Source organism: Levilactobacillus enshiensis (assembly GCF_007115095.1).
GTDB lineage: Bacteria > Bacillota > Bacilli > Lactobacillales > Lactobacillaceae > Levilactobacillus > Levilactobacillus enshiensis.
The window spans coordinates 1-9,604 of the sequence record NZ_SULH01000010.1; the positions used below are offsets into that span (position 1 = coordinate 1).

General features: G+C 48.8%; 11 protein-coding genes, 1 tRNA gene and 1 rRNA gene. 8 read left to right on the forward strand and 5 right to left on the reverse strand.

Features of this window, described 5'->3' with window-relative positions:
* Positions 1–94 (forward strand): 5S ribosomal RNA (gene rrf, locus FAY32_RS10375); the annotation flags it as partial.
* 72 nt (positions 95–166) lie between these two features.
* Positions 167–239, forward strand: a tRNA-Thr gene (locus FAY32_RS10380).
* 893 nt (positions 240–1,132) lie between these two features.
* On the opposite strand, the gene FAY32_RS10385 is transcribed toward FAY32_RS10380, so the two are convergent.
* Entirely contained in the window at positions 1,133–1,384 is a 252-nt protein-coding gene (locus FAY32_RS10385; RefSeq protein ID WP_143463368.1) for a hypothetical protein, read from the reverse strand.
* A gap of 320 nt (positions 1,385–1,704) precedes the next feature.
* Here FAY32_RS10385 and FAY32_RS10390 point away from each other — a divergent pair, with 320 nt between their 5' ends.
* The 3 genes from FAY32_RS10390 (at position 1,705) to FAY32_RS10400 (ending at position 3,364) form a co-directional block, all read left to right on the forward strand.
* Positions 1,705–2,547: a type 1 periplasmic-binding domain-containing protein gene (locus FAY32_RS10390; RefSeq protein WP_143463369.1), complete on the forward strand. Its 843-nt coding sequence runs from the start codon at positions 1,705–1,707 to the stop codon at positions 2,545–2,547.
* A 5-nt stretch (positions 2,548–2,552) separates the two neighbouring features.
* Complete coding sequence (locus tag FAY32_RS10395) at positions 2,553–2,810, forward strand: hypothetical protein (RefSeq protein ID WP_158727584.1); 258 nt, start codon at positions 2,553–2,555, stop codon at positions 2,808–2,810.
* 221 nt (positions 2,811–3,031) lie between these two features.
* Positions 3,032–3,364 (forward strand): nuclear transport factor 2 family protein, encoded by a 333-nt coding sequence (locus FAY32_RS10400; RefSeq protein WP_143463371.1) that lies wholly within the window; start codon positions 3,032–3,034, stop codon positions 3,362–3,364.
* 94 nt (positions 3,365–3,458) lie between these two features.
* Here the strand turns inward: FAY32_RS10400 and FAY32_RS10405 are convergent, their stop codons facing one another.
* From FAY32_RS10405 to FAY32_RS10420, 4 genes are all read right to left on the reverse strand, one after another.
* Positions 3,459–3,998, reverse strand: a complete 540-nt coding sequence (locus tag FAY32_RS10405; RefSeq protein ID WP_143463372.1) for an NUDIX hydrolase — start codon at positions 3,996–3,998, stop codon at positions 3,459–3,461.
* Positions 3,999–4,064: 66 nt separating this feature from the next.
* Positions 4,065–4,703, reverse strand: coding sequence for a DUF421 domain-containing protein (locus FAY32_RS10410; RefSeq protein WP_143463373.1), 639 nt, complete (start codon positions 4,701–4,703; stop codon positions 4,065–4,067).
* A gap of 5 nt (positions 4,704–4,708) precedes the next feature.
* A complete protein-coding gene (locus tag FAY32_RS10415) occupies positions 4,709–5,155 on the reverse strand; it encodes a DUF3290 domain-containing protein (protein ID WP_143463374.1) in 447 nt (148 codons plus the stop codon).
* A gap of 100 nt (positions 5,156–5,255) precedes the next feature.
* On the reverse strand, positions 5,256–6,143 hold the full coding sequence (locus FAY32_RS10420) for a helix-turn-helix domain-containing protein (protein ID WP_143463375.1): 888 nt from the start codon (positions 6,141–6,143) through the stop codon (positions 5,256–5,258).
* Positions 6,144–6,247: 104 nt separating this feature from the next.
* Here FAY32_RS10420 and FAY32_RS10425 point away from each other — a divergent pair, with 104 nt between their 5' ends.
* From FAY32_RS10425 to FAY32_RS10435, 3 genes are all read left to right on the forward strand, one after another.
* Complete coding sequence (locus FAY32_RS10425) at positions 6,248–7,570, forward strand: MFS transporter (RefSeq protein ID WP_143463376.1); 1,323 nt, start codon at positions 6,248–6,250, stop codon at positions 7,568–7,570.
* 117 nt (positions 7,571–7,687) lie between these two features.
* A complete protein-coding gene (locus FAY32_RS10430; protein ID WP_143463377.1) occupies positions 7,688–9,022 on the forward strand; it encodes a dihydrolipoyl dehydrogenase family protein in 1,335 nt (444 codons plus the stop codon).
* A 174-nt stretch (positions 9,023–9,196) separates the two neighbouring features.
* Complete coding sequence (locus FAY32_RS10435; RefSeq protein ID WP_143463378.1) at positions 9,197–9,394, forward strand: hypothetical protein; 198 nt, start codon at positions 9,197–9,199, stop codon at positions 9,392–9,394.
* The last annotated feature ends 210 nt before the right edge of the window (positions 9,395–9,604 follow it).

Genomic DNA, 9,604 nt, shown 5'->3' on the forward strand with positions numbered 1-9,604 from the left:
TACACCCGTTCCCATGCCGAACACGGAAGTTAAGCTTTAGCACGCCGATAGTAGTTGGGGGATCGCCCCCTGCGAGGATAGGACGTTGCCACGCGAACGAAAGAACCCAGTGATTGGGTTCTTTTTTTATTGTCATTATTATGAAAAACGGTGATAATGATAGTATGCCGCTTTAGCTCAGAAGGTAGAGCGTTTCCATGGTAAGGAAGAGGTCGTTGGTTCAAATCCAATAAGCGGCTTACCAGCACCGGTAGATAGTGTTTCTGGATGAGAAAATAGTATTTTATATGTTATTTGCTCAGAGGTTATCTGGCGACATTCAGTTAAATGCAGCAGTTGTTCAAGGCGTGGAAAGAAGAATGACGTCCTTAAAAAGCGAGGACGTCATTCTTCTTTTGTAGTTAACCGTAAAGGGGAGGATTGACATGGTAAAAAGCGTGCTGAGATATTTATTATCCTTGTTTTATGGCGTATTTTTAATGATGATTCTACTTATTTGGAATATGCAAACCACTAAGGCCGGTTGGCACTTTCCAATAACCCCCTATGCAGTGTGGGTATTTCTTAGCTGGTTATTATGTTATCCATGGTTAAGGGGTAAATTAGGCTACTTATTTATTAAGAATGATAAACGTAGAAAATTGACATCAACTGGCATTACCTCGTATCCATGGCAATACTCAGTAGGGAGCACGCGAAGCATTGGCGAAATTTTTAGTCTTGTCTACGTATTCTGTGAACATCTCTTGATAAGTTGCTTACTAATACTGTTTGGCCCCCTGGTCATGGGCATACTGCTTCTAATGACGTTGTTCAAAAAGAGAAGATCATGACCATTCGATTGCGACATCGGGTTAGGAGTCTTAATCGAATAGTATAAAGACATTGCCAGGTGATTGATGGCTGACGTATCGCAAAACCGTTAATTGTTGAAGTAAGCTTAATAAGCTCTCGGTAATGTTTAATCCCAAAAACCATTTCCTCGCTATGACAACATAAATAGCAAGGAAATGGTTTTTTTGATAGGACGAATTTACATAGTAACCGTTGACGCTGGTGCGGTGGCACGAGCCTTAAATCGCAAAATCAAGATACGATTGTGAGGACTACCGGCAGTTTAAGTTCGAATTTATTATGCAGAAAGTTTGTCATTAATCATGAATTTATCAATGACAAACTGTTTGCGTTGATTGTAATGACCATAGACGGCAATCTGTCGTCCTAAAGTTGCCTGATAAAGAAAGTTCAGACCATGCTTGTGGACGAGACAATTGATGACTTGGCCGCTATGGGTGTCACTAATTTTAACGAAAAGTAGAATTGGCGACATCTTCAAAACCTTTGGATCACTAATAATATTGCCGGTTAGTGCTTGTTGTGTCATAGTCATCACCTCTGTAAGTTATATTATACGAACACATGTTCTAAAATGCAAGCTTTTTTAGCGGGTCATGGATGGATACAGACAGTAGAAAAATGCAAAAGAAACTATAGAAAAATTAGAATCTCGTCTTTAACCGCAATATATTAATAATATTAACATATATGGTTAATATATTTTTGATAAAACAGCAATCTGGGTCATCCTTAATCGCTATAAGTTCCTGTTTTGAACATGTTATCTGCTTTTTATGGCAATCAAGATAAATATTTGATAGTATATGACATATCGAGAACATAGGTCATAGGTGGAGGAGAATTATTATGAAAAAGTTGAACCGGGCAGGCGTTGTTATTGCGCTGACTCTGATGGGAACGGGTCTTTGGGGAACACAAACGAGTTATGCGGCGACGAAATCAGCTAGCAGTGAATCCGGCAAGGTCACAACAAACGTCTACGGTAGCAACGGTAAAGTGATCGGTACGACACGCGATGCCGATGGCTCCGGCAAAGTTTACGGTAGCAACGGCAAAGTAATCGGCACGACACGCGATGCCGATGGTTCCGGCAAAGTTTACGGCAGTAACGGCAAAGTGATCGGCACGACACGCGATGCCGATGGCTCCGGCAAAGTTTACGGCAGCAACGGTAAAGTAATCGGCACAACGCGTGATGCCGATGGTTCCGGTAAAGTTTACGGTAGCAACGGCAAAGTGATTGGGACGACACGCGATGCCAAAGAATCCGGCAAAGTCTACGGCAGCAACGGCAAAGTGATCGGCACGACACGCGATGCCGATGGCTCCGGTAAAGTTTACGGTAGCAACGGTAAAGTAATCGGCACGACGCGCGACGCCAAAGAATCCGGCAACGTTTATGGTAGCGACGGTAAAGTGATCGGCACAACACGCGATGCCGATAAGTCTGGTGTCGTTTACGGCACGGATGGTAAAGTAGTTGGCACGACACGGGCTAATAATGGGTCCGTCGGTGTGACGACCAACGTCTATGACGCTGAGGGCAACACCATTGGCACGACGCGCAGCGACAGTCAGATCTTGCCACAAACCGACGAAGCACGTTCTAAACTGTCCTGGTTGGGCGCGTTGATGGCGGCGCTAACGTTGACCAGTTGGCGAGTTTCTCGCCGTCGCGATCGGGCATAACGCTAATGGATAAAATGATGATGAAGTGGGTGGCTGCACTACTACTGAGCTTAACTTTACTGGGAAGTGGGGGTATCGTTGCAAGCGCCACACAGTCGACGCAAATAAGTACAACACGGGGGAACCAACGAGGCGTTACCACAAGTATTCAACAATCGGCACACCAATCCAGTCAGCGCCAAGCGGTTGAGTTAGCTTGGTTGGGCGCAACTCTGGTGGGAGCGATTGGCCTTAGTTGGGCGTTAGATCGTCATCATAAGTAAGCTTGGACCGGACAATGTTTCGGTCCTTTCCAGTCAGCGCCAAGCGGTTGAGTTAGCTTGGTTGGGCGCAACTCTGGTGGGAGCGATTGGCCTTAGTTGGGCGTTAGATCGTCATCATAAGTAAGCTTGGACCGGACAATGTTTCGGTCCTTTTTACTTGCCAGCGCCAGGCGAAACGGGCATACTAAATTTAATTTAGGACTTGGAGGCATGCACTGACCATGGATGATTTATTGTTACCTTCTGCAATTACGAATTTTATTACTACGACAAATGAAGCGGATTCAGCCCATTTTATTGCCCAATTTACACCGGATGCCGTGCTTGACGACTGGGGAACTGCGTACCAAGGAACCACCGAGATTGCCAAATGGAATCAGACAGATAACATTGGCAAACAGTCGCATTTTGAATTGGAAGACTTTACGCAAGACGATGCACAGACTTGGACCGTTCAGTTGCAGGTTACGGGACAGGGATTCAATGGGTCTAGCCCCTTCCGGATGAAGCTGGCTGATGACCTACTGGCTCGCGTCGAAATTTTACCGGATTAAAAATGAGACTAGGATAATACTTAAAACATACTAAGATTAACTCAAAAATCAGTTTTTTCAGAAGGCCAGCCGGCTTCTTCTGAAAAAACTGATTTTATTTTGTCATAACGTTCCATTCTAAGTTGGGATTGAGATGTTCCCACGCGCGCCGAAGTTCCAGCGTGTAAGCATTGAAGCCGATTTGTTTAAGGTGATCGTGGGCTACTACCGGGGAGAAGAAGGCAGCGCGTTGAATTTCCGATTGTTGGAGGGTGAGGTTGTCGAGCGGAGTAGACGTTTCAAATGCGAACCAGGCTTCGATCCAGTGACTATAGGTGCGCAACCAATAGTTATCCGTTGCGCGTACTGGCAGGTCTAATCCCAGCTCCTCATGCATCTCGCGGTGCATGCCCATCTCAATGGTCTCACCAGCGAGAACGGAGCCGCCGACTGAGCAGTCCCAACAACTGGGGAAGTTCAGCTTATCTGCCGTCCGTTGCTGGAGGAGGACCTGGCCATCTGGATGAAAAATGAAGGCATCAACCACCAGATGATATTCGCCCGGCGCCAACGTTTCCTTTCGTTGCCGGTGGCCCACGACTTGTAGTTGCTGATTATAAATATCCCAATGTTCCGTTAACCGATCCGCAGCCATTGCGGCCACCACCTTTCTTAGATTTAGGGCCTGATTAATTTTGGGGCTGAATGAAAGACATGCAGGTTACGCCGCATCATAACGCGTAATCTCGAATTGATGATTTTCGTACTTGGCCATGTAAACGTCACGAATATTCGCCACACCGCGTTGTTCTAACTGGGCGAGTAACCAGGCCTCATCGTGGTCCATGAGTTCCAGCACATCATAATCAATTTGGCCATCAACAATGACCGGGTAGCGAATGGAGCCTTCACCTTGACGCAGGACGGTGAGGCTCCCATTCTGTTCAACAATGGCCCGCTTGACTTCGTTGATCTGATACACACCGGCGGTCCGTAACTTGAAGTCGATTTCTTTGGCCGACAGATTAGCCTTCAAACAGTTGTGCACCAGTAATTCACCGTTACGAATGACTGTAATGGGGCCGCCATCGATGAACTTACCGATCGTTCGCACGTGAATTTTCAGGTAGCGGGTCACCAAAATCAACAGGGACCAGATTAAGAGCACGATGACAAATTGAATCAGCGTGACGGCCGAGTTGTAAATGACCCCACCGACAATCCCCCCTAAAACGTAGTTCTGGACTTGGTCGATCGCCGAAGTGGGGGCTAGATTACCCTTGCCAGAGAAGTTGATCAGCAAGGTCATAAAAATAAAACCAACGAGCAATTTAATGGCAACATCTGAATAGACGAACATATCTGCTACTCCTTTGTAAGCGTGATTTTCGGGTGATGTAAGTTAACTTTTTCCAAGACGTAGGCGGAGCCGTCCGAATTATAATCTAAACGGTAATAGCCCTGGGGCGCCTTGAAGAGTAGGTTGCTATTGGTCGTGGTGGCGTTGACCGCCAACTCGGATGGTTTAACGGCAAGTTGCTTGGCGACCTGTTTGACGGTAGCCGTAATCTCGCCAGTCTGTTCCGTAGCCGAGCGCAACGAGACCAAACTATTGATCTGAAAGCCCAGAACGAGGAGTAGCAACGTGCCACTAATGATACTGAGATCTTTATATTTCACGTTCCACCGGTGACGCAGATAGTAAACGAATAATCCAATAAACACAGCTAACAAGGCAATGATTAAGCCAATGCGCGCGTACTGCCAGGTGTTGTGATGTTGTGTCAGGTAACCATAAGTATAGAAAGTCATCGACTGCCCCCTCAAATAGTTTCTGAGGTTTATTTTATCACAATCGGCGGGAAGACTGGTGACCTGACGATTGTGGATGAGCGTTAGCAGTCAGGGAAACTCAAGCCGGTCCCAGCTTTGCGTGATAGCGCTTTGCCTGTTGCTGCCAGGTGCTCAGGAGGGTGCGAATCCCGGGGTCGAGCCGCTCAATTTTTAACTGGTGGAGGAGCTTGGCTTGCTGGTCGGCGGTCGCCGCGTCACCGAAGAACCAGGTCCAGATGCACAGGCACAGTTGGAGTGTCAAGTTTCCTTCACTGGTGAGTTGTTCCAGATGACCACTTAACAGGTCATTTTTGAACTCCCGGGCGTGGTCATAATCGCCGTGGCCAAGGAGGACTTGCAACGCAACTAGATCGAAAGATAGCCGCAGATCCATGACGTGAAACGGGTCGGTTAGATTGGAAACGTAACGGTCACAGCTCTGGTGCATCTTACGAATCGTTTCGGGAATGGTCGCGTCCTTAAACCCAATTAAGGCCATCAAAATGGGGCCCAACCGGATCTCTTGGAGCGTCCAGGACTTCGTGTACATCATCTGTTGCCACAACCGTTCCATATCGGGCGTTAACGTGGCGTGGCGGTGACTATACGCCGTCAGGAGCACCGCCGCAACCGTGGCCATGCGTCGTTCAGCCGGGTTCTTACTTTGACCGTAGCGTTGGGCCAGATGGCTCAGTTGCGGAAAATTCTGCTGGTCATAGGCCAACATGACCTGGTTAAGCAGAATTTCGCCGTCATCTGGACGGTAATCATTTTGAATGAAGCGAAATTCATCCGCGGAAACGCCCAGTCGTTCTAAGATTTCGAAGAGTTTCGTGGCGGTGACGTCGTGTTCGCCATTTTCTAGCCGCGTGGCGAAGGACCGCGAGACGATGCCCGAATAGACTTCCTTTTGGGTCAATCCCTTTGCCTGCCTGATTTGTTTGATGGTAGTTCCGAGTTCTTCCATGAGAAATGGCCTCCCAGCGATGTGGCAAATTTGCCACATATTATACGGAACTTTTGATGAGAAATCAATTAGAATTAGATTAATAACTTAGAGGGGGAACCGTCATGGAAGTTCAAATTACCAATCGTCAATCCGTCATTCAAATCGTGCGGGCAGCCAGCAGTGACATTATTAGTACCTTAGGCGGTGACACCTTTGGCTTTGCTCTGGGGCTCATGCTCTTACATACCACCCATTCCGCATTGAGTTTTGGGTTAGGGTCGATCATCTATCCTATCATCGGGCTCTTATTGATGATGCCCGTGGGAAATCTGATCGATTGGGGCCACCACAAGCCCTTGATCTTAACCAGTAAGGCCTTGAATATTGGGGCGCTCATCGTCTATGCCGTGTTGGCCGATCGCGTGGCCAATCAAATGTTGTTGGCAATTCTAGTGTTGATGGTCACCGCTTGTTGCGACAAGGTGACCAACACCGGGTTTACCGCGTCGATTCACGAACTGGTCAATGACAATCACATCAAGACGTTGGCGACCATTGAACAGGCGGCGACGGCGGGTATCCAACTGATTTCACCAGTGTTGGCTGCCGCCCTGTACGGCATGATAGGGTTTGATGGCATTGTGCGCGTTGAAATTGTTGCTGAAAGTATCGTCTGGTTGATTACGTTGTCCATGCGGTTCCATCCGCTGAAGGCGGCTAAACCAGAAGCTAGCAACTCAGAAGCGGCTAGCAACCAGCCAGATCAGGCGCAAACGGCAGATGCCGAGGAGACGGCTCAGCCGACACAAACACAGTTATTTAAAATTGGGCTCCAGTACATTTGGCACCGATTTACATTACGATCCGTGGTCGTCATCGGGGTCTTCTTGAACTTCTTATTTAGCTCGGTCGACGTCGGCCTACCGTACGCAATCGTGCAGGCCCGCCAGATGAGCAATACTAGTCTGAGTATCGTCATGAGTGGCTTCGCTGCTGGTATTCTAATTGGCAACTTAGTCTTATCTATGCTGCCAACGTTTAAACGGGTTTTACTGACGATTCTGCGCCTATCAATGGTCGTCGGCGGGGCAATCTTTGCCTTAGGGCTGCTCTTCATGAGTTCATTACCAGATCATCAATTGGTTCTTATTTTAGTCATTTGGGCCCTGCTGGTGGGGTTAACGCTGGCCTTCGTCAACACACCAATGTCCGTTTACATACAAATGACGGTGCCAACTGAGCTCTTGGGACGAGTCGGGTCAACGTTTGGAACGCTGATGCAGCTGGCCGTTCCCCTGGGGACTGCTGTTTACAGTCTCTTTTTCCAGCATGTCGGTGCTGGTCCCGTTTACGCCATGACGGGGCTCATTGTGCTGGTCTATATTGGATTTAACCTGTTACGCGTGCAACAGAAGTTAGCGACTGGCAAACAAATTGACGATTGATTTGGTCTTCCCGTGCTAAAATCGAGACTGTAGACGGTGCCGATTTAGTGAAAAGTTAGTCAGCGTTAACAACTACTGATAGCGCTAAATGGGTCATACGGAAAGGGAGGTCAATTTATGCAAGCGTTTGATATCGGGATTATCGGTGGGGGACCTGGCGGTTTGGCGGCTGCTTACGGTCTTCATGCGCGGGGGATGAACGTCGCCGTGATTGAAAAGGATCTCTGGGGTGGCACGTGTCCCAATCGCGGGTGCGATCCCAAGAAAATCCTGATGGCCGCTGTGGAGGCTCAGGGCCACAGTGAGGCATTGCAGGACCATGGCTTGACGGGTGTTCCCCAAATCGATTGGGCGGCACTGATGGCTGCTAAACGGGCTTACACGGAAAAAATTCCGGGCGGCACGCTAGGTGGCCTGAAAGCAGCCGGAATTGCTAATTTTCACGGGACGGCGAGCTTCAATGACGATGGCACGTTGACCGTGGGTGATGAACAACTGAACGCCGCCAATTGGATTATTGCGACTGGACAAGAACCGCGCCTACCGCAGATTGGTGGGCAGGAATGGTTACGAACCAGTAACGATTTTCTCGACCTTGATCGGCTGCCTCAAGACATTACCTTAATGGGGGCCGGCTTCGTGGGCGTTGAGTTGGCGGCAATCGCCAACGCGGCGGGAAGTCGCGTCCATTTGGTGCACCACAATTCGCGACCACTACGCGCATTTGATCAGGACTTGGTCACTGACCTGCTCGATCGGCTCCGCGAGAACGGGGTGGATGTCAAATTGGACACGGATATCACGGCGGTTGCGCCAGCGGACGACCAGTACCTGGTGACAACGGCAACTGGTGAGACGTGGACGACTGGTTTAGTCTTTGCAACGGCTGGTCGGACTCCCGTACTGGCAGATCTGCATTTGGATCGGGTCAACGTGGCAACGACTGCTCACGGGATTACGGTCAACGGTCGCCTGCAGTCTTCCAATCATCATATCTTTGCCTTAGGAGATGTGGTCGACCGGCCGCAACCCAAGCTGACACCAGTTGCCGGGTTTGAGGGCCGCTACCTGACAGAAACGTTGACGACCTGCGATTCGCCGGCCATTCAATATCCAGTGATTCCGGCGGTCGTGTATGGTAAAACGCAGTTGGCGCAACTGGGTGTTCCCACCGTTCAAGCGGCGGCTCAGCCAGAAAAGTATACGATCAATGACTTGGACTTGACGCACTGGTATAGCTACCAACGGATTCAGGACCCGCATGCCCGAATCAAGGTGGTCGTTGCGAAGGCCTCTCATAAAATCGTTGGGGCTGCGGTATTGAGCAGTGAGGCGGAGCAGGTCATTAACTACCTCGACTTCGTGATCAGCAACCAACTCAGCACGGCTGACATCAATGCGACCATCATGGCTTACCCTACGTTAGCTTCAGATCTCACTTACTTTAATTAGAGCGTGCAGTCTCACCATTCGCTGAATTTGGACCAGCTGACCTTCATTTCAAGCTAGTAGATAGATTGTTAAGTTGGGCGTCCAATCAAGCTGAAACGAATTCTCGGACACGGACTCTTTACATTCGCGTGTTAAGTTGGAGCTGAACTTGACACGCGAATGGGGGAGAACATTATGGGAATCAAATTCTGCAAGCACTTCTATGACACGTTTTCGTTTTGGCTGGGACTTTTTCTGTTTTTACCCGCGGCTAAATGGTTGATGGTTTACCCGCACGAGCGGTTAGGTGATTTTACGATCAACATTATCCTGATTGCTTGGGGGCTGATTGCCATTCTGCGGGCACTGATTCAGGCGAAGGGTACCGAATGAGTTTGCGATAACGTTTAAATTTAATGGATCGCATAGCGACTAAGCCACCACCGCTGGTAGGCCTAGTCGCTTTTTAGTCGTCATATCTAATCTGGGCAGCATGGTGGTTGGGTCGCCTTACCGGCCGGCAGATATGGGCTGGATCGGTGCGAACACAACTTGAAGCCTCGAAAGAGCCGAGTCTACAAGCTTGGTTTTCTACTAAGCCAG

Bases quoted from the DNA above. Each gene is read 5' to 3' on its own strand.
- FAY32_RS10385 (WP_143463368.1), bottom strand. From the start codon at position 1,384: ATGACACAACAAGCACTAACCGGCAATATTATTAGTGATCCAAAGGTT.
- FAY32_RS10390 (WP_143463369.1), top strand. From the start codon at position 1,705: ATGAAAAAGTTGAACCGGGCAGGCGTTGTTATTGCGCTGACTCTGATG.
- FAY32_RS10395 (WP_158727584.1), top strand. From the start codon at position 2,553: ATGGATAAAATGATGATGAAGTGGGTGGCTGCACTACTACTGAGCTTA.
- FAY32_RS10400 (WP_143463371.1), top strand. From the start codon at position 3,032: ATGGATGATTTATTGTTACCTTCTGCAATTACGAATTTTATTACTACG.
- FAY32_RS10405 (WP_143463372.1), bottom strand. From the start codon at position 3,998: ATGGCTGCGGATCGGTTAACGGAACATTGGGATATTTATAATCAGCAA.
- FAY32_RS10410 (WP_143463373.1), bottom strand. From the start codon at position 4,703: ATGTTCGTCTATTCAGATGTTGCCATTAAATTGCTCGTTGGTTTTATT.
- FAY32_RS10415 (WP_143463374.1), bottom strand. From the start codon at position 5,155: ATGACTTTCTATACTTATGGTTACCTGACACAACATCACAACACCTGG.
- FAY32_RS10420 (WP_143463375.1), bottom strand. From the start codon at position 6,143: ATGGAAGAACTCGGAACTACCATCAAACAAATCAGGCAGGCAAAGGGA.
- FAY32_RS10425 (WP_143463376.1), top strand. From the start codon at position 6,248: ATGGAAGTTCAAATTACCAATCGTCAATCCGTCATTCAAATCGTGCGG.
- FAY32_RS10430 (WP_143463377.1), top strand. From the start codon at position 7,688: ATGCAAGCGTTTGATATCGGGATTATCGGTGGGGGACCTGGCGGTTTG.
- FAY32_RS10435 (WP_143463378.1), top strand. From the start codon at position 9,197: ATGGGAATCAAATTCTGCAAGCACTTCTATGACACGTTTTCGTTTTGG.